Origin of the sequence: Phenylobacterium sp. (genome assembly GCF_024508875.1) — a bacterium.
Taxonomy (GTDB): Bacteria; Pseudomonadota; Alphaproteobacteria; order Caulobacterales; family Caulobacteraceae; genus Phenylobacterium.
The window spans coordinates 1-25421 of sequence record NZ_JANINU010000235.1; the positions used below are offsets into that span (position 1 = coordinate 1).

The following is a 25421-nucleotide window of genomic DNA, read 5'->3' on the forward strand; positions in this document are numbered from 1 at the left end:
GCGTCAGCCCCTGCGTGCAGTTCAACAACCACAACGGCTCGACCAAGAGCTACGACTACGTCCGCGAACACAACGAGGCGGTGAACCGGCTGGACGTCATCACCCCGCGCGACCCGATCCACGTGGACTACGCCCCCGGCGAGACCGTCCGCGTCCAGCAGCACGACGGCTCGATCCTGTCGCTGCACAAGCTGAACGACCTCTACAACCCCAACAGCCGCGCCCAAGCCCTCGGCTATCTCCAGGCCCGGCAGGCGAGGGGCCAGATCGTCACCGGCCTGCTGTTCGTCGATCCCGAGGCCGGCGACCTGCACGACGCCGTCGGCACCATCGACACCCCGCTGAACCAGCTCGATGAGGCCGAACTGGTGCCGGGCCAGTCCGCCCTCGACCGCATCAACGCCGCCCTGCGCTAGCGCGCCCCAGTCCCTCCCCATTAAGGGAGGGACGACTTGGCCGCCCGCACCTGCCACGCCGCATAGGCCCCGACCAGCACCGCCGCGCCCAGCGCCAGCGACGCCACGTCGCCCTTGGTCGCCCGCTCGGCGGCCCAGACGGCGAGCAGGCCCCAGGCGATGGGCGCGCCGAACGCCGCCAGCCGCGTGGCCCGCAGCGCCGCCAGCGCGGCGATCAGCACCGCCACGATCCCGGCGAACGCCGCCGCGCGCGCGATCCCGCCCAGCAGGCCCTCGGCGGTCATCACGGTCAGGATGTTCAGCGCCGAGGCGATGGTCAGCCACCCGGCCAGCATCCCCAGCGGCCACAGCACGAACGCCCGCGCCTTCAGGTCGGTCGGGCCGACCGTCCGCACCGCCCGCACCAGCCCGAACGTCAGATACCCCGCGCACGTCACGATGATCGCCACCGTCAGCCAGCGCGCGTCCAGCGCCGAGGCCCAGATCCACAGGCCCGTGCCGGTGATCGCCACCGCCGCCGGCCCGGCCACCGCGTCAACCAGCGCATCGTCCCGCCGGCGGGGCGTCGCCTGATAGACCGCGAACGCGATCAGCCCCGCGTAGATCACGCTCCAGATCGAGAACGCGTAGCCGGCCGCCCGCAGCGTCCCGTCCCCGCTGCGCGAGAACTCGGCCGCCGTCAGGCCCACGCCGGCGCCCATCTGCACGATCGGCGAGACGATGGCGAAGGCCACGGCGGCGAGAATGGCGATCTGGCGCTGGGTCATGAGGTCGGCTCGTCCTTGGTCTTGTCCGCCTTGGCCTTGCTGGCGCCGGGGATATAGAGGCCCGTCGTCGCGCTCGCCAGCCAGCCCTCGGGGCGGAACCGCGGACGGCCGGGAACGATCCACCCGCTTGGCGCTTTTGGATCGCGACCCGCCCGGAACGGACAAGCTTCGGCGACTGCGCCCCCAGGCGGCCGCCGCCAGCCGCAGCGACCGGGTCGGATCGCCGTTCGTCCCCGGGGGGAACATCGCTATGAGCTTGCGCGACGCAGCGCCAACCCCAGCCGCCGATGTCGCCGCGCGCCTGCCCGGGGGCGGCGACATGGGCGCCCGGATGCGGGCCCACGACTGGTCCCGTTCGCCGCTGGGCGCGCCCACCGCCTGGCCGCGGTCGCTGCTGACGGTCACCCGCCTGCTGCTGGACTCGAAGTTCCCGATGTTCGTGGCGTGGGGCGAGGACCTGGGCTTCCTCTACAACGACGCCTACGCCGAGATCCTGGGCGCGAAGCATCCCAAGGCCCTCGGCCGCCCCTTCCGCGAGATCTGGGCCGAGATCTGGTCCGACATCTCGCCGCTGATCGATGCGGCCCTGTCCGGCCGGCCCACCTACAGCGAGAACCTGCCCCTCACCATGAACCGCAAGGGCTTCGACGAGGAGACCTGGTTCACCTTCAGCTACTCCCCGGTCCACGACGACGACGGCCGCGTCGCGGGCATGTTCTGCGCGGTCGCCGAGACGACGGGCCAGGTCCTGGCCGAAAGCCGGCTGCGCAAGCTCAACGAGACCCTGGGCGAACAGGTCGCCCTGCGCGTCGCCGAGCGCGACCAGCTCTGGACCCTGTCGCAGGACATGCTGGCCCGCGCCGACTACGACGGGATGATGTCGGCGGTCAGCCCCGCCTGGGGCGAGGTGCTGGGCTGGAGCGAGGCCGAGCTGCTCAGCCGCGGCTACGCCACCTTCATGCATCCGGACGACGCGCCCCCCACCCTGGAGGCGCTGGAGCAGATGGGCCGGACGGGCCAGCCCACCCGGTTCGAGAACCGGATCGCCACCCGCGACGGCGGCTGGAAGAGCATCGAATGGACCGTGGCGCCCGAGCGGGACGGGGCCAACTTCATCGCCATCGGCCGCGACGTCAGCGCCGCCCGCAAGCAGGAGGCCGACCTCGCCGCCGCCCAGGAGGCGCTGCGCCAGAGCCAGAAGATGGAGGCGATGGGCCAGCTCACCGGCGGCGTGGCGCACGACTTCAACAACCTGCTCACCCCCATCGTCGGCGCCCTCGACATGCTCCAGCGCCGCGCCGTCGGCGGCCCCCGCGACCAGCGCCTGATCGCCGGCGCCGCCCAGTCCGCCGAGCGCGCCCGGGTCCTCGTCCAGCGCCTGCTGGCCTTCGCCCGACGCCAGCCCCTCAGCCCGGTGCCGGTCGATATCGCCCGCCTGGTCCGCGACATGGCCGACCTGGTCTCCAGCACCATCGGCCCGCACATCCGGGTGACCGTCCAGGCGGCCGAGGACCTGCCTTGGGCCATCGCCGAGGCGAACCAGCTCGAGATGGCGATCCTGAACCTGGCCGTGAACGCCCGCGACGCGATGCCCGACGGCGGCAGCCTGACGATCCGCGCCGCCACCGCCGTCCACCGCGACGCCCCCGTCGCCCTGCGGCCCGGCGCCTACGTCCGCCTGACCGTCCAGGACACCGGCGAGGGCATGGACGCGGCGACCCTCGCGCGCGCCGCCGAGCCCTTCTTCTCGACCAAGGGCGTCGGGCGCGGCACGGGCCTGGGGCTCAGCATGGTGCACGGCCTGGCCTCCCAGCTCGGCGGCGCGCTCACCATCTCCAGCCGTCCCGGCGCCGGCACGGCGGTGGACCTGTGGCTGCCGCAGACGGCGTCCGGCGAGACCTTGCAGCCGGCGCCGCCCACCATCGAGGCCCGGGGCGCCGACCGCGTCGCCCTCCTGGTGGACGACGAGGAGTTCGTCCGCCTCAGCACCGCCGAGATGCTGAAGGACCTCGGCTACCGCGTCGTCGAGGCCAGTTCCGCCGTCGAGGCCCTGCGCGCGATCGCCAACGGCGCCGCGGTCGATCTCGTCGTGACCGACCACCTGATGGCGGGGATGACCGGCGCCGACCTGGCCCAGGCCTTGCGCGCCTCCCACCCTGACCTCCCGGTCATCGTGGTCTCCGGCTATGCGGAGGAGGGCGGCATCGCCCCCGATCTCCCCCGCCTCACCAAGCCCTTCCGCCAGGACGAACTCGCCGCCAGCCTCGCCGCCCTCAGCCGCGGGGGGGATTGAGCCGCGCTCGGGATCGGCCCGGCTCTCCCGGCCGCAGCGTCTCGTCCCCGCTGCGCGAGAACTCGGCCACCGTCAGGCCCACGCAAGGATGGCGATCTGGCGCTTGCCTATGAGGTCGGCTCGTCCTTGGTCTTGTCCGCCTTGGCCTTGCTGGCGCCGGGGATGTAGAGGCCCGTCGCCGCGCTCGCCAGCCAGCCCTCGGGGCGGAACCGCGGGCCGTATTCGGCGCACGGATCGGGATCGCCCACCTTGCGGCTCTTGTGATCCTTCGGCGTCATCACCGCGCCCACCGTGTCGCCGAAGGGCTCGGCGAACTGCAGCGCATCGCCGATGCGGCTCAGCGACGGATCGTCCGTGCCGATGGGCGTGGCGTTGCGGTTCCAGACCACGGCCGCCGCCTGCCTGCCGTCGCGCGTCACCATCTCGGCCTCGGCGCCCAGCCCGCCCGTCGTGCCCGGCACGCGCACGCCCAGCGGCCCGGGAATGAAGAACCCGCTCGCCGCCGACAGGGCCGAGGCCGCCCGGCCCGTGGGCGCCACCCGCGTCACCACCACCCGCACGTCCGCGTCCGCCCGCGTCCCCGGCGGCGCCAGGTCGTACCGCTCGGTCAGCTCGAAACAGAGCTGCGCGTCCACCTCGCGCAGCAGCGTCTTGCGCTCGTCGGGCGACAGCCAGGCGGTCGCCTTGCCGTGCGCCAGCCGCGCCGGCCGGATCGACACCTTCGACACCTGCGCCAGCCGGTCCTTGTCGCTGCGCCGCACCACGCTGGTCCGCACCGTCCCGTCCTTGGCCCGCAGCCCGTCATAGCTGGAGAGCTCCCCGGAATAGCGCCCGGGCGTCGCGCACGCCGCCAGCGCGACCGGCAGCAGGAAGAGAAGGGCATGTTTCACGTCAGGCTCCCGACACGGCTCAGCCGGCCGAACGCGGGCGGGGCAGGGAGGTTGCGCGACAAAGGGTGACGGGCGTGCGGGCCGCGCGGCGGGAGGTGGCTCGCCGCAGGGCGGCGTAGGTCGGCGACGCGCCAGTTGCGGACCTTGGTACCGGGCAGCAGAGCGGACTTTCGCCGCCTTGTATCCCAAGACTGTGGCCGCGAGAGGTAACAGCCAGGCGCCCGCGCCTAGCGCGTCGATGGTACTGCCGCCTCCAGAGCCTCCGCCGCGCGCTCAACCTCGGCGGATCGGCGCTCGATCTGATCGGGGTGGGCGCCGCACTCCGCGCGCGGCACCAACTGAGCGCACGCCTGCAACTTGGTGACAATTTCCTTGGGACCGGCGCGCACGATCGGGTGCAGTTCTCGCGCTGTCGAATTATTCGGGACCATCCAAGGCGATGCACACCTCAGTTGAAGCCGAGTAGGTCCATGGCATCAGAGGCGTTCTCAATGAGCTTCGTCCCGGTCTCATAGGCTTCGTTGAGGGTTTTCAGTCGCTCCCACCATTTGGACATCCGCTCGATGACGCCTTTTGCTTTCTCGCGATCAGCGGGCGCGGCGTCGCGGGCAGCTTGTTGAAGTCGGACAATGAGTTCGGAATAGGCGATCATCGCAGCCTCGACGCCGAACGCGTCGAGGTGGTTCAGCATGATGGTGAGCATGCGGAGGTGGCGGCGCGCGATCTCCGCGATGCGCGCATCAAGCGCGGCAAAGGCATCGCCGGAAAGAACGTCCTCAATTTCCGCAAGGAGATCAGACGCGAGCTCCGCCTGATGCGAATGCTCAAGCTGCATTAGTTTCAGGAAAGTGCGGAGGCTGCCAATCGACTGCGGAAGGGCGGGAAAGGAATTCATAAGATTGCTGCCAATGTTATCTAGCGAAAAGCCTTCACGCATTTTTGCGGTAATATGAGTTATACCGACTTTCATCTCATCATCGATTTTCATAGCATGTACCTCAGCGTCTGCGGCGTCGGCAATGTCTAGAATCCACGCGCAAAGCTTGGCGACTTGAGCGGGTTTGGCATCCCCACCAATCATCCTTTGGGCATGGCTATAAGCTGAAATGTTCTTCTCGATCTGTATCAACCGAAGGATCCCAAGAACCCGACCTATCGCGCTCGACATCTGACCTCAGCTACATTCGCGGAAACTGATACGCTGGGTGAACCAGAGTTTTCGTCTGACCGTTACTGCTCTAACGGCACGCGGGCAGCCTCCCGGTAGAAGCGGCGCGACGGAATTCCTCAGGCTCATACGTGGTCCCGCCCGCCGTCTTGATCGTGACCGATAGGCCCCCGGCTTCGGTGAGGTGGACAGCCGCGATGTAGGCAAGGTCGGGCGTGCATTCGGCCCTCTCCTGGCGGGAGCCGTCAGCGAACTCTGCGGTCACGAGGTAGGTCAATCGACGCTCCTATTCGGACCACAACTCTAGCGACGCTCGCTCCCCACTGTCGAGCTTGGGGCGATCCGGCTAAGCTCGGCTGACGCCATTTGGAGTGAACGATGGGTATCATCCACGTCCGCTTCTGACGTACACGCCCCCTACATGTCCTCCCAACATGTGGGACGCGCTCGACATCACCGAGGAGGAGGCCGCCGGGCTCGCGGAGATCGGGCGGCATGACCTGGAGCTGGCGCGGGACTTCGCGCGCCGGGCGCTGGAGGCCACCGACAACGACGAGGCCAACCGGCTGGCGCGCAGCTATCAGCGCGCGGCGCGCTCGTATCGCCAGACGCTGGCGGTCAAGGCGCGGCTGAAGCGCGACCTGGCGGCCGCCGCCCGGGTCCAGGCCGACACGCCGGCGCGCAAGCCGGGCGGGGCGGCCGTGGCGCGCCGGATCGGCGAGCTGCGCACCGCGCTGCTGCGGCTGAACTGGGACGAGGCCGAACGGGCCGAGACCGAACACCCCGACGCACCCGATGCCGCCCCCGATGCCGCCGCCGACGATGCTTTGGGCGCCCGCGAGATCTTCGCCTTCCGGCGCGAGGACGTCGAGCTGGCGATCGGCGAGGCCTGCCTCAAGCCCGACTTCGCCGCCGCGCCGCTGGACGACGAGGTGGCGCGGCTGGCGCTGGACCTGGGCTTCTCGCCCGACGCCATCGCCCGCTGGTGCGACCTGCCCGATCCCCCGGCGGAGGCCCTGGCGGCCGAGGCCGAAGACCTGGACTGGGAAAGCTCGGCGTGAAAGTCCCTCCCTTAATGGGGAGGGACAGCTCGCCGAGGGCGAGCAGGGTGGGGGAGTTCAGTGCGAAATCTCGGCGGATGGGGAGGATCGACACCGCCCCACCCGGGCCGCTGCGCGGCCTGTCCCTTCCCATTAAGGGAGGGACCGCGCTAAGCCGTCGCCAGTTCGCCCACCACGAAGGCGTCCTCGCCGTCGCGGACCAGGCCTTCCAGCACGTCCGGCAGGTCGTCGGGGGCCACGATCAGCACCAGGCCGATCCCGCAGTTGAACGTGCGGCGCATCTCGTGGTCCGAAACACCGCCTGTTCTTGCCAACCAATCGAACACCGGCGGCATCGCCCAGGCGTTCCAGTCGAAGCGCGGGACGAGGCCGTCGGCGATGGCGCGCGGCGGGTTCTCGATCAGGCCGCCGCCGGTGATGTGGGCCAGGCCCTTGATGCGGCCGGCCTTCAGGTGCGGCAGCACGGTCTTGATGTAGATCCGCGTCGGCTCCAGCAGGGCCTGGGCGAGGGTCTTGCCCTCGGCGAACGGGGCGGGGGCGTCCCAGGCCAGGCCCGAGCGCTCGACGATGCGGCGGATCAGCGAGTAGCCGTTGGAGTGCGGGCCGGACGAGGCCAGGCCCACCAGGATGTCGCCTTCCTTCTGGTCGCCGAGGCGCGGGATCACCTTGTCGCGGTCGACCGCGCCGACGCAGAACCCCGCCATGTCGTAGTCGCCCTCGGCGTACATGCCGGGCATCTCGGCCGTCTCGCCGCCCACCAGGGCGCAGCCGGCCTGCCGGCAGCCCTCGGCGATACCCGCGACGACCGCGGCGGCGGCCTCCACGTCCAGCTTGCCGGTGGCGTAGTAGTCCAGGAACATCAGCGGCTCGGCGCCCTGGGCCAGCAGGTCGTTGACGCACATGCCCACGAGGTCGATGCCGACCGTGCCGTGCAGCCCCGTCTCGATCGCCACCTTCAGCTTGGTGCCGACTCCGTCCGTCGTGGTGACCAGCAGCGGGTCGTCGTAGCCGGCGGCCTTCAGGTCGAACAGCGCGCCGAACCCGCCCAGCGACGGCTCCGAGCCCGACCGGCGGGTGGATTTCGCCAGCGGCTTGATGCGCTCGACGAGCGCGTTTCCGGCGTCGATCGAGACGCCCGCCTGCGCATAGGTGAGACCGTTTGGCCGTTCGGACATTTACGAACCCGGACTTGGAGTGCAGAGAGACGCGCTTGCGGACTGGAGTCGTCCGCGCGCGGGGCTATAGCTGATTTATGACGCCTATCACTACCACCGCCGAACTCGCGGCGTTCTGCGACAAGATCAAGGGCCAGCCGTTCGTCGCCGTGGACACCGAGTTCATGCGCGAGACCACCTACTGGCCGAAACTGTGCCTGATCCAGGCGGCGGCGCCGAACGCCGAGGCGGTGATCGACCCGCTGGCCGACGGCATGGACCTCGGCCCGTTCCTGGACGTGATGCGCGATGAGAAGATCCTCAAGGTCTTCCACGCCGCGCGGCAGGACGTGGAAATCTTCAACAACCTGCAGGCCATGCCGAGGCCGCTGTTCGACACCCAGGTGGCGGGCATGGCGGCGGGCTACGGCGAGCAGATCGCCTACGACGCCCTGGTCCGCCAGATGCTGAAGATCGAGCTCGACAAGAGTTCGCGCTTCACCGACTGGGCCCGCCGGCCGCTCACGGACAACCAGCTCACCTACGCGCTGGCCGACGTGACGCACCTGGCCAAGCTGTTCCCCATGCTGCGCGACCGCCTGGAGCGGGAAGGGCGCCTGGCGTGGGTGCAGGACGAGATGAACGACCTGACCGACGCGGCGAACTACGACGTCGAGCCGGAGAACGCGTGGAAGCGGCTGCGCCCGCGCCGGCACACGGCCAAGTACCTGGCGGTCTATCGCGCCGTCGCCGCCTGGCGCGAGCGCATGGCCCAGACCCGCGACCAGCCGCGCGGCCGCATCCTGAAGGATGAGGCGATCGACGAGATCGCGACGCAGGCGCCGACGGACGCCGACGCCCTGGACCGGCTGCGGTCGGTGCCGAAGGGCTTCTCCGGCTCGCGCTTCGGGCCCGACCTGGTCGCGGCCATCCGCGAGGCGCTGAAGGACCCCGAGGCCTACGCGCCCGTGGTCGAGAAGCCGCGCCAGTCGGCCTCGCCGGCGGCGGGCGCCGTGGTCGAGCTGTTGAAGGTGCTGCTGAAGGCGCGCGCCGAGGAGGCCAACGTCGCCTCCAAGCTGATCGCCACCGTCTCGGACCTGGAGCAGATCGCCAACGACGACAACGCCGACGTGGGCGCCCTCAAGGGCTGGCGGCGCGAGGCGTTCGGCGAGGACGCCCTGAAGCTGAAGCGCGGCGAACTGGCCCTGGTGCTGGACGGCGCGCGGGTGCGGGTGGTCGAGGTGCGCCGCGCGCCGCGCGCCGCGGCTGCGAGCTAACCTTGGGATAACTGCAAGGCCCTGATCGAACGGCGGTTTCCGGGACCGCGCTCCGGCTGTCCACAGGTTGTGCACCGAAGGCGCCACGGATCGTTCACAGGGTCGTCGCAAGATAACGTTGCGGGCCGGCCGGGATGGGGTGAACCTCTCCTTGCCGAGAGGGACTGCGGCGCGGCGGACCGGGCGACCGGGAAGCCAAGCGGGCAGGAGGCTCTCCGAGGCGGAGGGTCCGGGGCAACCCGGGGTCGTCGCCGAAGAGGGCACGGAAGACGGATCGGAGCCGGGCTGGCTTGCCAGCGCAGCCGAGGCCCCCTTCCACCAAGCGGCGCAGATCCCCCAACGGATCTGTTTCAGAAGGCGGTGTTCTGGGAAACCGGAGCGCCGCCTTCTTCCTATTGCCCTGAGGCTACGGCCCAGCCGGGTCGATGCCGAAGGCCATAGGGTAGGGATCGCCCGCCGGCGATCCCTGCTTCCTCAGCCCATCTCCAGCTTGAGCTTGAGGACGCTCGCCAGCGCCTGGGCCCGCCGCGTCGTCTGCTCGCCCAGCAGCATGTCGCTCCAGGGCTCCAGCGCCGTCAGCGACAGCCGCTCGCCCCGGATGGTCACGGCCGACTTCTCCAGCAGGCCCGGATTGCGGGCCGAGAGGTCGCAGCCCAGCCGGATCGCCGCGCCCAGGGCCCGCGCCCGCTGGCGCCGCTCGGGCGCCAGGATCCGGTTCATGGCCGCCGCTTCCGGCGGCTGCGGCGCCGCCGAATGCCGGGCGAAGGCCACGCAGGCCAGGAACGCCCGCTCCTGGTGGTTCATGCCCGCCAACGGCGCGCGCAGCACCTGCTCGAACGCCAGGTCGGCGCGATGATCCGGGTGAAGGAACGCCCCCAGGTCGGCCAACCGGCACGCCGCCGCCAGCAGCACCGCGTCCCGCCCGCCGAACAGCGCCGGCAGCTTTTCGAACAGCGGCCCGACCCACGCCTCCAGCGCCCGGCCCAGCCCCGGCGAGACCCCGCGATGCGCCGCCAGCGAGTCGCAGCCCTCGATCAGCGGGTCGAGCTGGCGCACTTCGGGCGGCATCGCCTCCAGCAGCAGGCCCTCCCGCACCCCGTAGGCCGAGATCACCAGCCGCTGGACGCCCAGCCGCTCGATGATCCGCTCCAGCACGATGGCCGCGTAGGGCAGGGTGTCGAACCGCCGCTTGGACAGTCCCTCGATGCCCTCCAGCGACGAGCGCGACTGCCGCTGGACGAACCGCGCCAGCTCCAGGGCGTCGGTCCTTGCAATCTCGTACTGGTGCGCCACATGCAGCGGATAGTCGGCGAGCTGCATGTGCAGCAGCGCGAGGTTCCGCCAGGCGCCCCCCACCGCGTGGAACTCGGGGCTGCCGTAGCGGCTCGCCACCGGCGCCAGATGGTCGTCGATCAGCCGGCGCGTCCGATCCGGGTTCAGCGGCTTCGGCGCGCCCAGGGCGAACGGACCGAGCGGGAGGGTCACGCCCTCGATGTTGGTGAAGCCGCCCAGCCGCACCAGCTCCAGGCTGGAGCCCCCCAGGTCTCCGACCACGCCCTCGGCGTCGGGCTGGCCGCAGACCACGCCCAGGGCCGCGTACCGCGCCTCCTCCTCGCCGGACAGGACCCGGACGTCGAGGCCGGTCTCGTCCTTGACGCGCTTGAGGAAGGCCTTGCCGTCCGCGGCGTCGCGCACCGCGGCGGTGGCGCAGGCGGTGACCTCGTCGGCCCGCCACCCGTCCAGGATCGACCGGAACCGGCGCAGCGCGCCCACCGCGGCCTCGACACCCTCGGGCGAGAGCCGGCGGCTGGCGGTCAGGTCCTTGCCCAGCCCCGCGACCACCTTCTCGTTGTAGATCGTCCAGAGCGCGCGGCCTTCGACCCGGTACATGACCAGGCGGACCGAGTTCGACCCGACGTCGATGACGGCTGCATGGCGGCCGCCCTGGCTGGCGCTGCTATCCCCGCGAGGCCACATTTTCGATCGCGCGCGGCATGTCCTTCACTCTCTGCCCGCGACCGGAAAGGCTGGGATTGGTCATGAAATACTCGTGCGCCGAAAAGGCGTTCGGATGGTCCCAGGCAGGATCACGCCTATAGCGGCCGTCGGCGTCGAGGGTCCAGCTCTGAGCTTCGTCCTTGAGGTTCGCCACCATGATCTGTTGCAGGACCTGCTGGTGGACCGTTGGGTTCTCGATGGGCGTCATGACCTCGACACGCCGGTCCAGGTTGCGCGGCATCCAGTCGGCCGACGAGATGAAGACCCGCGCATGTTGAGAGGGCATGGGATGGCCGTCGGCGAAGGCCACGATGCGCCCGTGCTCCAGGTAGCGGCCGACGATCGATTTCACCCGGATGTTCTCGGACAGCCCCGGCACGCCGGGCCGCAGGCAGCAGATGCCGCGGATCACCAGGTCGATCTGCACGCCGGCCTGGCTGGCGGCGTAGAGCCCGTCGATGATCTCGGGGTCGACCAGTGAGTTCATCTTGGCCCAGATGGCCGCGGGCTTGCCCGCCTTCGCGTTGGCGGCCTCCTGCCCGATCATCCGCAGCAGGTCGCGCTTCATGGTCACCGGCGAGAACGACAACCGCTCAAGCCCCACCGGCTGGGCGTAGCCGGTGATGAAGTTGAAGAGCTTGGCGGAGTCGCGGCCGAACGGCGCCTCGGTCGTGAACAGCGACAGGTCGGTGTAGATGCGCGCGGTGATCGGGTGGTAGTTGCCGGTGCCGAAGTGGCAGTAGCTGCGCAGATGCTCACCTTCGCGCCGCACCACGGTCGACAGCTTGGCGTGGGTCTTCCACTCGATGAAGCCGTAGACCACGTGGACGCCAGCCCGCTCCAGGTCGCGGGCCCACTTCAGGTTCGCTTCCTCGTCGAACCGCGCCTTGATCTCGATGAGCGCGGTGACGTTCTTCCCGTTCTCGGCGGCCTCGATGAGGGCCGCGACGATCGGGCTGTCCTTGGAGGTGCGGTAGAGCGTCTGCTTGATGGCCAGCACGTTGGGATCGCGGGCGGCCTGGCGGAGGAACTGGACCACCACGTCAAAGCTCTCGAACGGATGGTGAACCAGGATGTCCTTCTCGCGGATCGCGGCGAAGCAGTCGCCGCCGTGGTCGCGGATGCGCTCGGGGAAGCGCGGTTCGAACGCCTTGAACTTGAGATCCGGACGGTCGGACGGAATGAGCTGGGTCAGCTCGTCCAGGCCCAGCAGGCCGTCCATCACCATGATGTCTTCGGGATTGGCGTGCAGGCTGGCCGAAATGAAGCCGCGCAGTTCCTCCGGTGTGGACGCTTCCAGCTCCACGCGGACGACCGAGCCCAGGCGGCGCTGCTTCAGCCGCGCCTCGAACTCGCGCACCAGGTCTTCGGCTTCTTCCTCGATTTCCACGTCGGAGTCGCGGATCAGGCGGAAGACTCCTTGTTCCTCCACCTCGCATCCGGGGAACAGGTGGTCGAGGAAGAGCGTCACCATCCCTTCCAGGGAGATCACGCGGCGCTGAGCCTTGCGGCGCGTCGTCTGGCGGCCGGGCGCCACATCCCAGAACCGTGCCACCTGCGCGGGCAGCGGCGCCAGGGCGTAGAGCTGGCGGCCGTCCGACACCCGCCTGATCTTCAGCACCAGCGAGAAGGCCAAGTTCGGGATGAACGGGAAGGGGTGGGCGGGGTCGATGGCCAGCGGCGTCAGGACCGGGAAGAGGTCGCGCAGGAAGCGCTCCTCAAGGCCAGCGCGTTCAGCGGGCGTGACGTCCGAGGCCGACACGTAGCGCAGGCCTTCCGTCGCCATCTCGGCGCACAGCTCGCGCCAGCGAGTCTGCTGATCGGCCATCAGCTCGGCCGCGGCCTCGTTGACGCGGACCAGTTGTTCGGTGGCCGTGAGGCCGTCCTGGCTGACGGCGCGAACGCCCTCGCGCACCTGCGCCTTCAGGCCGGCGACGCGCACCATGTAGAATTCGTCGAGGTTGTTGGCGCTGATGGCCAGGAACCGCAGCCGCTCGAACAGCGGGTGCCGTGGGTTCATACTCTCGGCCAGGACGCGGCGGTTGAACGCCAGCCAGGAAAGCTCGCGGTTGAAGAACCGTGCGGGCGAGGTGGCCAGCTCCTCGGCCGGCGCGATCTCGGCCACCACGCCAGATGCGCTCGCCGACACGCTCGCGGGGGCGCTGATCGGGGCGACATCGTTCGGCGGCGGCATGCAGGTTCCCTGAAGTCTCAGACGCGGCGCAAGGGTGCCTTGGAAAGGTTAAGGCCGTCATTGCGACCTTCCGACGACCAGAAGGGCTTCAGCTTGCGGAAAGCCTTCAGGGCGTCGTGGGCCGCCGCTGCGGCGGATTTCTCATCGCCGGTCAGTCGCGCGACCTCTAGCCCGGCGGCGAAGGCGAGCTCGCCAGATCGGCGACCGATCGACTTCATCGCCACGGACCGGGCCACGTTCATGTCGTTCAGCTCGCCCATGCGGTCCTGCAGCACCTTGAGCGCCGCCACGAACCGCTGGCGGCGCTTGGGATGCTCGGGAAAGGCGCCGCCGAAGAAGGCGACGGCGTAGCGCAGCTTCTTCGCCTGCTTGCGCAGGTCGTGGCGCGCGTCGGCGTCGATCTCCATGAAGCGCCGCGCGCCGTGGCGAAGGCGCTTCTCGAACCGGTCCATCACCGGCGCGGCGAGGGCGGTCGCGCGGCCCTCGCGCAGGGCCCGCTGCTCGTCGTTCGCCAGCCGCTGCCAGCCGCCCACCTCGATCCACTCGCCGAGGTTCAGCAGGAGCGCGCGGAAGCGGTCGGAGCCGACGGCGGCCAGCGCGCGCTCATAGGCGTCGGCCTGGGCGATGCGGAGCGCGCGGAAGAACGCAGCCCGGCCCGCGCTCTCCTCGATCTCGTCGGGCGTCGCGGCCCGCTGAAGGAAGACGTCGATGTCTCGCGCTTCCGACAGCTCGCCAGCCAACCAGCGGGTCTCGGCGCGCGCTAGGTTGAGGCCCTCCGCATCGAGCATGCCCTTGAACACCGACAAGGCCGCCCGGAACCGGCGCAGGCCGACCCGAAGCTGGTGAAGGACGTCGGGGTTGTGAGCCCTTTGCAGCAGGCGCGCGTTGCCGGCGATCTGAACCAGAGCGTCGCGCGTGATGGATTGGAAAGCCTCGGCGCCCGTGGTCTTGGGACCGACGGCCGCATCCTGCGCCCGCAGCGCCGCGACGCCGTCGTGGCCGGCGAGGCGATAGCCCCGTTCCGCCTTGCTCTCGAACGCCAGGGTCAGGTGCGCCTTAGCCTGGAGCTCATGGGCCAGGTCGAACAGGGCCTGGGGCGAGCCGGAGAGCAGCTCAAGCTCGGCCTCGCTGATCGGTTCCTGTCGGTCGCCGGCGAGGATGAGGCCGGTGTCGAACACCACCTCGATCCGCGTCTCGCCACGCGTCCAGATGTGGGCCCGGCGTTCGACTTCGACGGTGAAGGCGGGAACGGGCGCGGTGTCGCCGATCAAGGTTCCGGCCGGGGTGTCTTCGAGAGCCGCAAGGTCGAGGTCGGGGCCCGGGACCACGGTCTCCCATTCGTCTCGCTGGAACAGCCCGCCCGCACCCCGGTGCTTCAGGGTCTGGACGTAGGTGTCGCCCTTGCGCCGGACGCGCAGGCTGAAGGCCCCGTCGCGCAGGGCATGATCCGGTGTGTCGTAGTAGACGGCGTGAAGTTGCGAGATGGACGCCTGTCCGAGCGGGAAAGCCTCTCGCTGCAGCGCCTCGAGGGCGCCGGCGCCGAGCTGGAACTTCAGTTCCAGCTCCGGGGCGGCCCTGGCCGGTTTCCGCGCGAGCATGCGGCGGGTCTCGGGAACGTGGCCGGTGCGCCACGCGCAGAACCACTGCCGGAAAACGAATCGCTTTGTCTATCGCGCCGCGAAAGTTTTTTGCGACGCCGCGCGGCGCCGAACCGCTTCAGTCGTCCAGGATTTGCCGGGCCAGCGCGCGGGTGACAGGACGAAAGCCCTCATCGCCCGCCTCATCAAGCCGGCAAACGATCTCGGCGGCGTCGGGGATCGAACGGTTCATGCGCGTGAGGAGGTAGCGGTAGACCGCTTCGGGGGGCCGGATGTTGCGATCGCGGAAGAACTTGCGGAGCACGCCTTCCAGCACCTCGTCGTCCGGCGGTTCGATCTCGGCCACGGGCAGGGCGTTCAGGCGCGAGCGCAGGTCGGGAAGGGCGGCGGGCCAGCCGGCGGGGCGGCTGCGGGCGGTGATGAGCAGGCCCCCGCCCGGGCGGGCCGCCAGGTTGATGAGATGGAAGAGGCCCTCGGTGGCCGGCGCGCGGTCGGCATCCTCGAGCAGGACCGGCCGGCCCGCGGCGGCCTGTACGTCCGGCGACCAGGCGTCGAGTATCGCGGCGCCGGCCATCTCGGCCCAGGCGCGCGCGAGATGGGTCTTGCCGGACCCCATCGGCCCGACGAGCGCCAAGGCTCCGTCCCGCCACACCGGCCACGTCTCGACCGCCGCCACCGCGTCGGCGTTCGACGGACCGCGGACGAAATCGGCGAACGAAGCCGGGCCGGTTCGCCCCAGGCTCAGCCGAAGCTGGCGGGCCATGCGTCTGGTCGGGCAATTGACATCACCCGGCGAATTTAGGCGCGCGGGCCGGCGAGCGCTACAGCGCGCCGGGCTCTATCCCCAGGTCCCGTGCGGCGGCCAGCGTCCAGCCGTCCGCCCGCAGCAGTTCGATCGGGCTGAAGCGGACCTTGTAGTCCATCTTCTCCGACCCCCGGACCCAGTAGCCGAGATAGACGTAGGGAAGATGGGTCAGCCGGGCCTGGGTTACGTGGTCCAGGATCACGAAGGAGCCCAGGCTGCGGCGGGTCAGGGTTGGGTCGTAGAAGCTGTAGACCAGCGACAGGCCGTCGCCCATCAGGTCGACGAGGGCGCAGGCGATCAGGTCGCCCGGGCTGCCGTCCTTCGAACACACCCGGTACTCGATGATGTGGGTGCGGACGGCCGTGTCCTCGACCATCGCGACGTAGTCGGGCCAGGTCATTTCGGCCATGCCGCCGTCGGCGTGGCGGGCGACGAGGTAGCGCCGGAGCAGGTCGAACTGCTCCATCGTGGCCTCGGCCTCAACGAGGTGGCGACGGACATCGTCGTTGCGCGACAGGATCTTCCGTTCCGAGCGAGAGAAGACGTAGTCGCCCACCGGGATCCGCGCCGAAACGCAGGCCGCGCAGGCCTCGCAGGCTGGGCGATAGGCGATGTTCTGAGAGCGGCGGAAGCCGACCTGGGTCAGGCTGTCGTTCACCGTCGCGCCGTCGGACAGCGGCAGGTGCGCGAAGACCTTACGTTCGAAACGCGCGGGCAGGTACGGACACGGCGACGGCGCGGTCAGGAAGAACCGGAGCTGTCGGGTCGGGAAGTGCTGCGTCACGGACCGGATGTCGCTTTCGAAACAAAACGCCTGGAAGGATTAGGCGTCATGCCGCGCCGGTACGCAAGGCGTCCTTTAGAGCCCGGGGTTCGGCGGCAGCACGGGGGCCTCACGCAACAACACGATAGCGATCCGGCGGTTGCCTGGGAGCATGGGATCGTCGGGGTACAGCGGCTCGGACGTCGCCTTGCCGGCCACCTGGTAGATGCGGTCGCCCTCGACCCCCGCCGCCTGCAGCACCCCGCGCGAGGCGTCGGCGCGGGCGGCCGACAACTGCCAGTCGCTGGCCGGCTTGGTCCCGCCGGAACTGGCGCTGGTGTGGCCGTAGATGCTGATCCGGTTCGGCAACTGGTTGATGATCTTCGAGATCGCGCGCAGCAGCAGCTTGGCTCGCTCGTTCGGCTGGGCCGAGCCCTGGTTGAACATCGAGCGGCCTTCCTGGTCGACGAGCTGGATTCGCAGGCCTTCGGGCGTCTCGTCGATGATGATGTTCTTCGACAGTTCGGCCAGTTCCGGCATCGACTGCAGCGCCTGGCGCAGAGACTGGGCGGCGGAGGCGAAGGCGGCGGCCTCACGCTCCTGGTCCTTTTCCGCCTGGGCGGCGGCGAGCCCCTGTTCCGGCTGCTGCGGCTTGCTGCCGTCCTTGGAGTCGCCGTCGTTCGGGTTTTCGGACGACGGGGCGAGTTCCTCGATCACGTCGCTGGAGCCGGCGCTCTTCGAGCCGTCCTTGCCCAGGGCCGAGCCGGCCAGGATGCCCCCGGCGCCCGACATGGTCTGCGAGACGCTGGCCGGGGCGAAATAGTCGGCGATGCCGCGCTTCTGTTCCGGGCTGGTCGTATTGATGAGCCACATCAGCAGGAAGAACGCCATCATGGCGGTCACGAAATCGGCGTACGCGACCTTCCAGGCGCCGCCGTGGTGGCCCCCGCCGCCGCCCTTCTTGACCTTCTTGATTACGATAGGCTGGTCGCCGACCGCCATGGTTCACCCGGCTTAACGCTGATTTCGGAGCAAACTGCGGCGCGCGCGTTAAGATGACGTTGCGCGGCGAGCGACGGAGGGATTCTTGGCGACGGTGCTGGAGACGGAGCGGCTGATCCTGCGGGATGTCGAGGAGACCGACGCGCCCTTCCTGCTCGAGCTCCTGAACTCCCCCGGTTTCCTCGAGAACATCGGCGATCGGGGCGTCCGCGACGAGGACCAGGCGCGCGCGTACATCCGCGAGCGGGTGCTGGGCAGCTATCAGCAGCACGGCTTCGGCATGTGGTTGACCGTCCAGAAGCTGGACGACACGCCGGTGGGCCTGGCCGGGCTGGTGCGGCGCGAGGGTCTGCAGGTCCCCGACGTGGGCTACGCCTTCGCCCAGCGCGCCTGGGGCCGGGGCTACGCCCAGGAGGCGGCGGGGGCGGTCCTCGCCCACGCCCGGGGCGTTCTGGGAATCCCGAAGCTGGCGGCGATCACGACCCTGGAGAACTTCGCGTCCATGGCGGTGCTGCGGAAGATCGGCTTCACCTATGAAGGCGTGATCCAGCTTCCCGGTGTCGAGCGCGAGAGCACCTACTTCACCGTCGGTTGAGGGCTTCCCCGCCGCCACGGCAACGCTCTACGCATATCCCGGCAAATGAGGGGGAGGGCGCGATGCAGACGCGTTTCGTCGAGGCCAACGGCTTCCGGTTCGCGGTGGACGAGGCGGGGGAGGGCGACCACCTGGCGCTCTGTCTGCACGGATTTCCCGAGAGCCGGTTCTCATGGCGTCACCAACTGCCGCTGCTGGCGCAGATGGGCTACCGCGCCTGGGCGCCGGACCTTCGCGGCTACGGCGAGACCGAGCCCAAGCCGAAGGATGTGCCGTCCTACCTGATCGACCGGCTGATGGAGGACGTCGCCGCGCTGATCGACGCCAGCGGCGCGAAGAAGGTTACCCTGATCGGGCACGACTGGGGCGCGGGCCTGGCCTGGACCTTCGCCGCCAACGCGCCGCGGCCGCTGGAGCGGCTGGTGATCATGAATGTGCCGCACCCCGCGGTGATGTCGGCCCAGCTCCAGGGCGGCAACTGGGCCCAGCTCAAGAAGAGCTGGTACATGTTCTTCTTCCAGATTCCGGGGCTGCCGGAGCGGATGTTGACCGCCCGCGACGCGCGCGGCGTGCGCCGGGCCTTCTACGACATGGCCATCGACAAGACCCATTTCACGCCCGACGTCCTGGACCGTTACGCGCAGGACGCCCAGCGGCCCGGGGCGATGACGGGCATGGTCAACTGGTACCGCGCCGCCTTCCGGCTGCGCGGCAAGCTGGCCGGCCCCTGGCCGAAGATCGAGATCCCCACCCTGATCGTCTGGGGCGAGGAGGACGCGGCGCTGGGCGTCGAACTGCTGGACGGCACGGACAAGCACGTGCGCGACCTGACGATCCGCCGACTGCCGGGCGTCTCCCACTGGGTGCAGCAGGAGGCTCCGGAGAAAGTCAATGCGATCCTGGCGGAGTGGCTTCCGACACTTCGCTGACCGGTCGTGCGGACAGCGCCGGCAGGATGTGGCGGGCCAGCAGCGGCGCGAGGTCCACGTCCGGCGCCGTCGGGTCGACCCATCGAAGTTCGTCGATCTCGGCCGCGATCGCGATCTCGCCGGCGATCTCGACCCAATAGGCCGAGGACCGAACCGTCGCGCCGGGCTCGTTGGCGGCCGGCGCCTCGAAGCGGCCCAGCAACTCGGCCGAAACCAGCCGCACGCCCAGCTCCTCGCGCAGCTCTCGCGCCAGGGCCGACAGGTCGTCTTCGCCGGCCTCGCGCTTGCCGCCGGCCAGCATGAACCGGGCCGTGCCCCGCTTGCGCACCGTCAGCAGTCGCCCGGCCGCGTCGCGGATGACAGCGCCCACCACCTCGACGATCATGCCGACCAGACCTTCCGAAGAGAGGCGACATGGGACGGACGACGCGGGTTCTGACGGGCGGCATCTATTTCGGCGAGGGCCCGCGCTGGCGTGACGGCCGGCTGTGGTTCAGCGACTTCTACGCCCACGCGGTGAAGTCGGTGTCGCTGGCGGGCGACCTTCGCACCGAGTTCGAGATCGACGACCGGCCCTCGGGCCTGGGCTGGCAGCCTGACGGGTCGATGCTGATCGTCTCGATGACCAGGCGCCAGCTCCTGCGCCGCACGCCCGACGGCAGGATCGAGGTCCATGCGGACCTGGGCGAAGTGGCGACGTTCCATTGCAACGACATGGTCGTCGATTCCGCCGGCGGGGCCTATGTCGGCAACTTCGGCTTCGACCTGGACGCCGAGATCCATGCCCGTGGCGTGCCCGACGTGCTGGCGAACCACCCGACGGCGAAGCTCGCCTATGTGGCGCCTGACGGGACGGTCAGCGTGGCGGCGGAGGACCTGCACTTCCCCAACGGCCCGGTGATCACGCCCGACGGCAAGACCCTGATCCTGGGCGAGACCTTGGGCGGCGTGCTGACCGCCTTCGACATCGGTCCGGGCGGGGCGCTCTCGAACCGGCGTGTCTGGGCCCCGACCACGCCGGCCATCCCCGACGGCATCTGCCTGGACGCCGACGGCGCCATCTGGATCGCGAACCCTGTCGCGCCGCAGTGCGTGCGCATCGCCGAGGGCGGCAAGGTGCTGGAGGTCGTCGAGACCGATCAGCCCTGCTTCGCCTGCATGCTGGGGGGCGACGATGGCAAGACGCTCTTCATGCTGACCGCCGCCAGCTCCGATCACGAGGCCGCCGCAAAGTCCCAGACCGGCAAGATCCTCGTGGCCGAAGTGGATAGCCCGCGGGCAGGACGACCGTAGTGCAGCCGCAGGCGCTGTCTTTCGACACTAAGGCCACGAAGGACTCGAAGACCACGAAGGCGAAGCGCCGCAGCGTCACGAGGTGAACACGAGCCCCTTGGTGGGCTTCGTGATCGTTGTGGTCTTGGTGTTGGATCTTCCCGGCGCTGACGCGCCGACTACGCGCCCAACAGCCGCGCAGCGCGCGGGGCGAAATAGCTGATGATCCCGGCGGCGCCCGCGCGCTTGAAGGCCCCCAGGCTCTCCAGGATCGAGCGCTCCTCGTCCAGCCAGCCGTTCTGGGCGGCGGCCATGATCATGGCGTACTCGCCCGAGACCTGGAAGGCGTAGGTCGGCATGGAGAAGGCGTCGACCACCTGGCGGACGATGTCGAGGTACGGCATCCCCGGCTTCACCATCACCATGTCGGCGCCCTCGGCGATATCGAGGGCCACCTCGCGCAGGGCCTCGGCGTGGTTGGCCGAATCCATCTGATAGGTCTTCTTGTCGCCCGGGTTGTCCACCGAGCCCGTGCCCAGCTTCCCCGAGCCGATGGCCTCGCGGTAGGGGCCGTAGAAGGCCGACGCGTACTTCGCGGCGTAGGACATGATCATCACGTCCTGCAGGCCCTCGGCTTCCAGCGCGGTGCGCAGGACGCCCACGCGTCCGTCCATCATGTCGGACGGCGCGAGGATGTCGCAGCCGGCCTTGGCCTGGACCAGCCCCTGCTTCACCAGCGCCTCGATGGTGGCGTCGTTGACGATCCGACCGTCCTCCAAGAGGCCGTCATGGCCGTGATCGGTGAACGGGTCGAGGGCGACGTCGCACATGATCCCGACCTCGGGGGCGGCGTCCTTCATGGCCTTCACCGCGGTGGCGACCAGGCCGTTCGGGTCGTGGGCCAGCTTGCCGGTGGCGTCCTTCTTGGCGCCGTCGATGTGCGGGAAGACCGCGATGCAGGGGATGCCCAGCGCCCTCGCTTCCCTGGCGGCGGCCGCGCAGTCCTTCACCGACAGGCGGCTCACGCCCGGCATCGAGCCCACCGGGATCTGGCCCTCGCCCTCGTGCACCACCATCGACCAGATCAGGTCGTTCGGCGTCAGCACCGTCTCGCGCACCATGCGGCGGATCCAGTCGGCCTGGCGCAGGCGGCGCATGCGAAGGGCGGGGTAGGCGGCGAGGGGCGCTCTGGTCATGGGCGGGCGTTTGGACCCGGAAGTTGTCCGGCGCAAGCGGATCGGACATCAATTGCTGCGTCACGCCCACCTCAGGATGATTGGTTGAACCGTCGCGTTCTGATCGCCGCACTCCTGGCTTCGCCGCTTTCAGCTTGCCTGAAGAGTGCAGATATTCTCGTGGGCGGCGCCTTGCCCACGCCGACCTTCCGGTTCCAGCAAGGTGGGATTCTGAAGACGTCGCTGGCCTTTCCGGGCGAGCTCTCGATCGGTGACGCGGATGCTCCGAGAGAGCACGACGTAATGGGGCCGAATCCGCTTTGGCGGGTCGAGACCCGCCACCCGCTGGACATCCGGGCGATCGTGTACGGTCAGCGCTCATTCGGCCTGTCGGAATTGCGCCCGGCGGTTCCGCTACGTCTCGGCGTGGTCTACGTGGCGGTCGTTTCAGGCGGCGCGTACCGTGGCGAAGTACACTTCGCGGGGGCCGCGGGCCGGCTTGTTTCGGCACAGGACTATGACGCCGTTCGCGCGGAACTCGCTGCAGCTCTCCAGACCTGAGCTCTGCCCAGGCCAGTAGACCTAGCAGCGATGGAAAATCTGGCAGCGGATGCCGGGGTAGCCCGCGCCGCCCGGCAGGTCGCGATATCGCTTCACCGCCTCGTTGCGCCGAGCCTCCCGGGCAAAATCGCCCTTGCCCTCCTGGGGGTCGTTGGCCCGGGTGACCCCGCGCGCCACCGCGTCGACCCGGCGACAGGCGCGCGACTCTCGGTTCGGATCCTTCAACGGGTCGCAACGCTGGAGTTCGGGGATCGGTCGCGGCCATTTCCCATCGGCGAACACCGGGCCATTCAGGTCGACAGCCCAGCGCGGATCGATGCCTGTTCTCGGCGCGGCGGGCGCGGCTCCGGTCGGCCCCGCCGGGCGAGGGGCGACAGCCAGGTCGGACGGAGGCGTCGGCGTGAGCCGCGCGTCCGGCGGGCTTGAGGTCGCGGCCTGCGACGGCGCATTGGCCGGGGGCGGTGGCGGACGCAGGCGCACCAGCTCGACGTTCACCGCCGGCACGTCGGCTCGGAATTCTTCGACGGCCCGCTTCAGCGCGAACCAGCCCAGCACGGCCACGTGCAGCGCGGCCGACAGCATAAGCGCCAGCGAGCGGCGGCTGCGGCTCGGCCACCGGCGCGAGCCTCCTCGTGCGGCGGTCCCCATTCCGCGTCCTCCCAACCCAAAGTGGAGCTTGGGAAAGCGACCCTGGTGTGGCGCTGCTGCGGCGCACGATTGACAGCCCTGGCGTCGCGGGCTCAAGCCGAGGCCCATGGATTTCGACCTCAACGAAGACCAGCGCGCCATCGAGGACGCCGCCCGCGCCTTCGCCGCCGCTGAACTGGCCCCGCACTCCGCCCGCTGGGACGAGAAGAAGACGCTCGACCGCGACGTGCTGCGCGCGGCCGCCGAACTGGGCTTCGCCGGCCTCTACGTGCAGGAGGACGTCGGCGGTTCGGCGCTCTCCCGTCTCGACGCGTCCATCGTGTTCGAGCAGCTCAGCTACGGCGACGTCTCCACCGCGGCCTTCATCTCGATCCACAACATGGCCTCGTGGATGATCGATCGCTTCGGAAGCGACGATCTGCGCCGGCGCTACCTGCCGAAGCTGACGACGATGGAGCTGGTGGCGTCCTACTGCCTGACCGAACCCGGCTCGGGCTCGGACGCCGCCGCCATGAAGACGACGGCGCGCAAGGACGGCGACCACTACGTCCTGAACGGCTCGAAGGCCTTCATCTCCGGCGCCGGGTTCTCGGACGTCTATGTCGTCATGGCGCGAACGGGTGGGGAGGGCGCCAAGGGGGTCTCGGCCTTCGTGGTCGAGAACGGGACGCCTGGCCTGTCGTTCGGCGCGCAGGAGCGGAAGATGGGCTGGAACGCCCAGCCGACCGCCCAGGTGAATTTCGACGATTGCCGCGTCCCCGAGGCCAACCGCATCGGCAACGAAGGCGAGGGCTTCAAGTTCGCCATGGCCGGACTCGACGGCGGCCGTATCAACATCGCCTCGTGCTCGCTGGGCGGCGCGGGCTTGGCGCTCGACACGGCCCGCGACTACCTCGCCACCCGCAAGCAGTTCGGCCAGGCGCTGAAGGAATTCCAGGGCCTGCAGTGGCGGCTGGCGGACATGGCCACCGACCTTGACGCCGCCCGCCTGATGGTCCGTCGCGCGGCCCACGCGCTCGACCGGAAGAGCCCCAAGGCCACGCAGTACTGCGCCATGGCCAAGCGCTTCGCCACCGACGCCGGCTTCGAGGTCGCCAACCAGGCGCTTCAGCTCCACGGTGGCTACGGCTACCTGCGCGACTATCCGCTGGAGCGCATCGTGCGCGACCTGCGCGTGCACCAGATCCTCGAAGGCACCAACGAGATCATGCGCGTGATCACCGCGCGGGAGTTGTTCCGGCAATGAGCGAACCCGAAGTCATCTGCCGGGTCGAAGGTCGCGTCGGCCGGATCACCCTGAACCGGCCCCAGGCGATCCACGCCCTCACGACCAACATGTGCCGGCTGATGACCGACGCGCTGCTGGCGTGGCGGGACGATCCGGCCGTGGAATTGGTCCTGCTGGACCATTCGGGCGAGCGCGGCTTCTGCGCCGGCGGCGACATCCGCATGCTGGCCGAGAGCGGCGCGGGCGACGGTCGGCTGGCCCGCGAATTCTTCTTCGTCGAGTACCGGCTGAACCACCTGCTGTTCAACTATCCCAAGCCGCGCGTCGCCATCATGGACGGGATCACCATGGGTGGCGGCGTGGGCCTTTCGCGCCCCTGCCGGTTCCGCGTGGCGACCGAGCGGACCACCTTCGCCATGCCGGAGACGGGCATAGGCCTTTTCCCGGACGTAGGCGGCGGCTGGTACCTGAGCCGGATGCCGGACCATATCGGCCTCTGGCTGGCGCTCACCGGGGCCCGGATCAAGGCGGCGGACTGCGAGCTGCTGCAACTTGCCACCGACTACGTCGAGAGCGGCAGGGCGCCCGAGCTGAAGGCGGCCATCCTGGCCGAGCCCCAGCGGGTCGAGGCCATCCTCACCGAATTCGAGGGCGACGCCGGCCGCCCGGCGATCGCCCAGCACCAGGACGAGATCGCGCGGCATTTTGCGGGCCCCAGTGTCGAGGCGATTGTGGAAAGCCTGGAGAAGGCCGACACCGACTGGGCGCGCGAGCAACTCAAGGTGCTGGCGACCAAGTCGCCCCAGACCATGAAGGTGGCGTTCCGACAGCTCCAGCTCGGCGCGAAGGCGAAGGACTTCGCCGAGAACATGGCCATGGAGTACCGCATCGGCGCGCGCGTCGTGCAGCGCCATGATTTCCTCGAGGGCGTGCGGGCGGTCATCGTCGAGAAGGACAACGCCCCGAAATGGAACCCGCCCAGGCCGTCCGAAGTGGACGAGGCGACGCTCGACGCCATTTTCGCCCCGCTCCCTTCCGGCGAGGAATGGTCGCCTCTACCTTGACCTGAGGCGGCCAAGTCCGGCCGCGGGAGGAAGACTTCGATGAAGACCAGGCTTCTGCTCGTCGCCGCCGCCACGGCGCTGGCGCTCTCGTCCGGCATGGCCGCGGCTGCGCCGTCCGCCGCCGTCACGGCCGCGGTCGCCGACAAGGGCCGGCCCGAGGCCGACACCAAGCGCGACGCCGACCGCAAGCCGGCCGAGATGCTGGAGTTCGCCGGCGTGAAGCCGGGCGACAAGGTGGCCGACTACATCCCGGGCGGCGGATATTTCACCCGCATCTTCGCCAAGACGGTCGGTCCGAAGGGCAAGGTGTTCGCGATCATCAACCCGCCCGCGGCCAATGCGGCGAACCCGCCGCCAATCCTGGCGGTCGCCGCCGACCCGCAATACGGCAACATCACCGTCGTTTCGACCGGGATCGGCGCCTTCGTGCTGCCCGAGCAGGTGGATGTGTTCTGGACCTCCCAGAACTACCACGACCTGTTCGCCCGGGCCCGCGGCCTGGACATCTCCAAGGTCGACAAGCTGATCTACGACGCCATCAAGCCGGGCGGCGTCTTCATCGT

The 25421-nt window shown here is 69.7% G+C and carries 22 protein-coding genes and 2 pseudogenes; 11 read left to right on the forward strand and 13 right to left on the reverse strand.

The window, feature by feature from the left end:
- A pseudogene (locus tag Q0L11_RS16775) lies at nt 1-416 on the forward strand (2-oxoacid:ferredoxin oxidoreductase subunit beta); the annotation flags it as partial.
- A 20-nt stretch (nt 417-436) separates the two neighbouring features.
- Here Q0L11_RS16775 and Q0L11_RS16780 read toward each other — a convergent pair.
- A complete protein-coding gene (locus Q0L11_RS16780) occupies nt 437-1183 on the reverse strand; it encodes a hypothetical protein (RefSeq protein ID WP_296598739.1) in 747 nt (248 codons plus the stop codon).
- A gap of 250 nt (nt 1184-1433) precedes the next feature.
- On the opposite strand from Q0L11_RS16780, the gene Q0L11_RS16785 reads away from it, so the two are divergent.
- Nucleotides 1434-3476: a PAS domain-containing protein gene (locus Q0L11_RS16785; RefSeq protein ID WP_296598740.1), complete on the forward strand. Its 2043-nt coding sequence runs from the start codon at nt 1434-1436 to the stop codon at nt 3474-3476.
- Between the two features lie 107 nt (nt 3477-3583).
- Here Q0L11_RS16785 and Q0L11_RS16790 read toward each other — a convergent pair whose 3' ends face one another.
- Complete coding sequence (locus Q0L11_RS16790; RefSeq protein WP_296598742.1) at nt 3584-4366, reverse strand: DUF3313 family protein; 783 nt, start codon at nt 4364-4366, stop codon at nt 3584-3586.
- Nucleotides 4367-4814: 448 nt separating this feature from the next.
- Nucleotides 4815-5495: a hypothetical protein gene (locus tag Q0L11_RS16795; RefSeq protein ID WP_296598743.1), complete on the reverse strand. Its 681-nt coding sequence runs from the start codon at nt 5493-5495 to the stop codon at nt 4815-4817.
- Nucleotides 5496-5968: 473 nt separating this feature from the next.
- On the opposite strand from Q0L11_RS16795, the gene Q0L11_RS16800 reads away from it, so the two are divergent.
- Nucleotides 5969-6595 carry a hypothetical protein gene (locus tag Q0L11_RS16800; RefSeq protein ID WP_296598745.1) on the forward strand — a complete coding sequence of 209 codons (627 nt, stop codon included), beginning with the start codon at nt 5969-5971 and terminating at the stop codon, nt 6593-6595.
- Between the two features lie 149 nt (nt 6596-6744).
- Here Q0L11_RS16800 and purM read toward each other — a convergent pair whose 3' ends face one another.
- Complete coding sequence (gene purM / locus Q0L11_RS16805; protein ID WP_296598747.1) at nt 6745-7770, reverse strand: phosphoribosylformylglycinamidine cyclo-ligase; 1026 nt, start codon at nt 7768-7770, stop codon at nt 6745-6747.
- Nucleotides 7771-7847: 77 nt separating this feature from the next.
- Between purM and rnd the strand changes: the two genes are divergently transcribed.
- The gene (gene rnd, locus Q0L11_RS16810) at nt 7848-9026 is read left to right on the forward strand and encodes a ribonuclease D (protein ID WP_296598749.1); all 1179 of its coding nucleotides are present in this window, start codon (nt 7848-7850) and stop codon (nt 9024-9026) included.
- 474 nt (nt 9027-9500) lie between these two features.
- Here the strand turns inward: rnd and Q0L11_RS16815 are convergent, their stop codons facing one another.
- The 6 genes from Q0L11_RS16815 to Q0L11_RS16840 all read right to left on the reverse strand — a co-directional run bounded on the left by Q0L11_RS16815 (nt 9501) and on the right by Q0L11_RS16840 (nt 17386).
- Nucleotides 9501-11003, reverse strand: coding sequence for a Ppx/GppA phosphatase family protein (locus Q0L11_RS16815; RefSeq protein WP_296598750.1), 1503 nt, complete (start codon nt 11001-11003; stop codon nt 9501-9503).
- The gene (locus Q0L11_RS16820) at nt 10984-13218 is read right to left on the reverse strand and encodes an RNA degradosome polyphosphate kinase (RefSeq protein ID WP_296598751.1); all 2235 of its coding nucleotides are present in this window, start codon (nt 13216-13218) and stop codon (nt 10984-10986) included. Before Q0L11_RS16820 ends, Q0L11_RS16815 begins: the two co-directional genes overlap by 20 nt.
- A gap of 17 nt (nt 13219-13235) precedes the next feature.
- Nucleotides 13236-14816 carry a CYTH and CHAD domain-containing protein gene (locus Q0L11_RS16825; RefSeq protein WP_296598752.1) on the reverse strand — a complete coding sequence of 527 codons (1581 nt, stop codon included), beginning with the start codon at nt 14814-14816 and terminating at the stop codon, nt 13236-13238.
- 118 nt (nt 14817-14934) lie between these two features.
- The gene (locus Q0L11_RS16830; protein WP_296598753.1) at nt 14935-15579 is read right to left on the reverse strand and encodes a chromosomal replication initiator DnaA; all 645 of its coding nucleotides are present in this window, start codon (nt 15577-15579) and stop codon (nt 14935-14937) included.
- Nucleotides 15580-15637: 58 nt separating this feature from the next.
- Entirely contained in the window at nt 15638-16405 is a 768-nt protein-coding gene (locus Q0L11_RS16835) for an arginyltransferase (protein ID WP_296598755.1), read from the reverse strand.
- 75 nt (nt 16406-16480) lie between these two features.
- The gene (locus tag Q0L11_RS16840; protein WP_296598756.1) at nt 16481-17386 is read right to left on the reverse strand and encodes a flagellar motor protein MotB; all 906 of its coding nucleotides are present in this window, start codon (nt 17384-17386) and stop codon (nt 16481-16483) included.
- 94 nt (nt 17387-17480) lie between these two features.
- Between Q0L11_RS16840 and Q0L11_RS16845 the strand changes: the two genes are divergently transcribed.
- Complete coding sequence (locus Q0L11_RS16845; RefSeq protein ID WP_296598769.1) at nt 17481-17981, forward strand: GNAT family N-acetyltransferase; 501 nt, start codon at nt 17481-17483, stop codon at nt 17979-17981.
- A 62-nt stretch (nt 17982-18043) separates the two neighbouring features.
- Nucleotides 18044-18910: an alpha/beta hydrolase gene (locus Q0L11_RS16850; protein ID WP_296598758.1), complete on the forward strand. Its 867-nt coding sequence runs from the start codon at nt 18044-18046 to the stop codon at nt 18908-18910.
- Here Q0L11_RS16850 and Q0L11_RS16855 read toward each other — a convergent pair.
- Nucleotides 18870-19295: an NUDIX domain-containing protein gene (locus Q0L11_RS16855; protein WP_296598760.1), complete on the reverse strand. Its 426-nt coding sequence runs from the start codon at nt 19293-19295 to the stop codon at nt 18870-18872. The genes Q0L11_RS16850 and Q0L11_RS16855 overlap by 41 nt on opposite strands.
- A gap of 29 nt (nt 19296-19324) precedes the next feature.
- Here Q0L11_RS16855 and Q0L11_RS16860 point away from each other — a divergent pair, with 29 nt between their 5' ends.
- Nucleotides 19325-20203 carry an SMP-30/gluconolactonase/LRE family protein gene (locus Q0L11_RS16860; RefSeq protein ID WP_296598762.1) on the forward strand — a complete coding sequence of 293 codons (879 nt, stop codon included), beginning with the start codon at nt 19325-19327 and terminating at the stop codon, nt 20201-20203.
- A gap of 158 nt (nt 20204-20361) precedes the next feature.
- Here the strand turns inward: Q0L11_RS16860 and hemB are convergent, their stop codons facing one another.
- Nucleotides 20362-21378 (reverse strand): porphobilinogen synthase, encoded by a 1017-nt coding sequence (gene hemB, locus Q0L11_RS16865; RefSeq protein WP_296598763.1) that lies wholly within the window; start codon nt 21376-21378, stop codon nt 20362-20364.
- A gap of 84 nt (nt 21379-21462) precedes the next feature.
- Between hemB and Q0L11_RS16870 the strand changes: the two genes are divergently transcribed.
- Complete coding sequence (locus Q0L11_RS16870) at nt 21463-21918, forward strand: hypothetical protein (RefSeq protein WP_296598764.1); 456 nt, start codon at nt 21463-21465, stop codon at nt 21916-21918.
- A 21-nt stretch (nt 21919-21939) separates the two neighbouring features.
- Here Q0L11_RS16870 and Q0L11_RS16875 read toward each other — a convergent pair whose 3' ends face one another.
- Nucleotides 21940-22566 (reverse strand): hypothetical protein, encoded by a 627-nt coding sequence (locus tag Q0L11_RS16875; RefSeq protein WP_296598765.1) that lies wholly within the window; start codon nt 22564-22566, stop codon nt 21940-21942.
- A 106-nt stretch (nt 22567-22672) separates the two neighbouring features.
- Between Q0L11_RS16875 and Q0L11_RS16880 the strand changes: the two genes are divergently transcribed.
- The 3 genes and pseudogenes from Q0L11_RS16880 to Q0L11_RS16890 all read left to right on the forward strand — a co-directional run.
- A complete protein-coding gene (locus tag Q0L11_RS16880; RefSeq protein ID WP_296598766.1) occupies nt 22673-23812 on the forward strand; it encodes an isobutyryl-CoA dehydrogenase in 1140 nt (379 codons plus the stop codon).
- The gene (locus tag Q0L11_RS16885) at nt 23809-24858 is read left to right on the forward strand and encodes an enoyl-CoA hydratase/isomerase family protein (protein ID WP_296598768.1); all 1050 of its coding nucleotides are present in this window, start codon (nt 23809-23811) and stop codon (nt 24856-24858) included. Before Q0L11_RS16880 ends, Q0L11_RS16885 begins: the two co-directional genes overlap by 4 nt.
- Nucleotides 24859-24897: 39 nt before the next feature.
- Nucleotides 24898-25421: pseudogene (locus Q0L11_RS16890) on the forward strand (methyltransferase); the annotation flags it as partial.

What these genes read in the sequence shown, in the direction of transcription:
- Q0L11_RS16780 (WP_296598739.1), bottom strand. Translation starts at nt 1,183, where the DNA reads ATGACCCAGCGCCAGATCGCCATTCTCGCCGCCGTGGCCTTCGCCATC.
- Q0L11_RS16785 (WP_296598740.1), top strand. Translation starts at nt 1,434, where the DNA reads ATGAGCTTGCGCGACGCAGCGCCAACCCCAGCCGCCGATGTCGCCGCG.
- Q0L11_RS16800 (WP_296598745.1), top strand. Translation starts at nt 5,969, where the DNA reads ATGTGGGACGCGCTCGACATCACCGAGGAGGAGGCCGCCGGGCTCGCG.
- purM (WP_296598747.1), bottom strand. Translation starts at nt 7,770, where the DNA reads ATGTCCGAACGGCCAAACGGTCTCACCTATGCGCAGGCGGGCGTCTCG.
- rnd (WP_296598749.1), top strand. Translation starts at nt 7,848, where the DNA reads ATGACGCCTATCACTACCACCGCCGAACTCGCGGCGTTCTGCGACAAG.
- Q0L11_RS16815 (WP_296598750.1), bottom strand. Translation starts at nt 11,003, where the DNA reads ATGTGGCCTCGCGGGGATAGCAGCGCCAGCCAGGGCGGCCGCCATGCA.
- Q0L11_RS16820 (WP_296598751.1), bottom strand. Translation starts at nt 13,218, where the DNA reads ATGCCGCCGCCGAACGATGTCGCCCCGATCAGCGCCCCCGCGAGCGTG.
- Q0L11_RS16825 (WP_296598752.1), bottom strand. Translation starts at nt 14,816, where the DNA reads ATGCTCGCGCGGAAACCGGCCAGGGCCGCCCCGGAGCTGGAACTGAAG.
- Q0L11_RS16830 (WP_296598753.1), bottom strand. Translation starts at nt 15,579, where the DNA reads ATGGCCCGCCAGCTTCGGCTGAGCCTGGGGCGAACCGGCCCGGCTTCG.
- Q0L11_RS16840 (WP_296598756.1), bottom strand. Translation starts at nt 17,386, where the DNA reads ATGGCGGTCGGCGACCAGCCTATCGTAATCAAGAAGGTCAAGAAGGGC.
- Q0L11_RS16850 (WP_296598758.1), top strand. Translation starts at nt 18,044, where the DNA reads ATGCAGACGCGTTTCGTCGAGGCCAACGGCTTCCGGTTCGCGGTGGAC.
- Q0L11_RS16855 (WP_296598760.1), bottom strand. Translation starts at nt 19,295, where the DNA reads ATGATCGTCGAGGTGGTGGGCGCTGTCATCCGCGACGCGGCCGGGCGA.
- Q0L11_RS16860 (WP_296598762.1), top strand. Translation starts at nt 19,325, where the DNA reads ATGGGACGGACGACGCGGGTTCTGACGGGCGGCATCTATTTCGGCGAG.
- hemB (WP_296598763.1), bottom strand. Translation starts at nt 21,378, where the DNA reads ATGACCAGAGCGCCCCTCGCCGCCTACCCCGCCCTTCGCATGCGCCGC.
- Q0L11_RS16875 (WP_296598765.1), bottom strand. Translation starts at nt 22,566, where the DNA reads ATGGGGACCGCCGCACGAGGAGGCTCGCGCCGGTGGCCGAGCCGCAGC.
- Q0L11_RS16880 (WP_296598766.1), top strand. Translation starts at nt 22,673, where the DNA reads ATGGATTTCGACCTCAACGAAGACCAGCGCGCCATCGAGGACGCCGCC.
- Q0L11_RS16885 (WP_296598768.1), top strand. Translation starts at nt 23,809, where the DNA reads ATGAGCGAACCCGAAGTCATCTGCCGGGTCGAAGGTCGCGTCGGCCGG.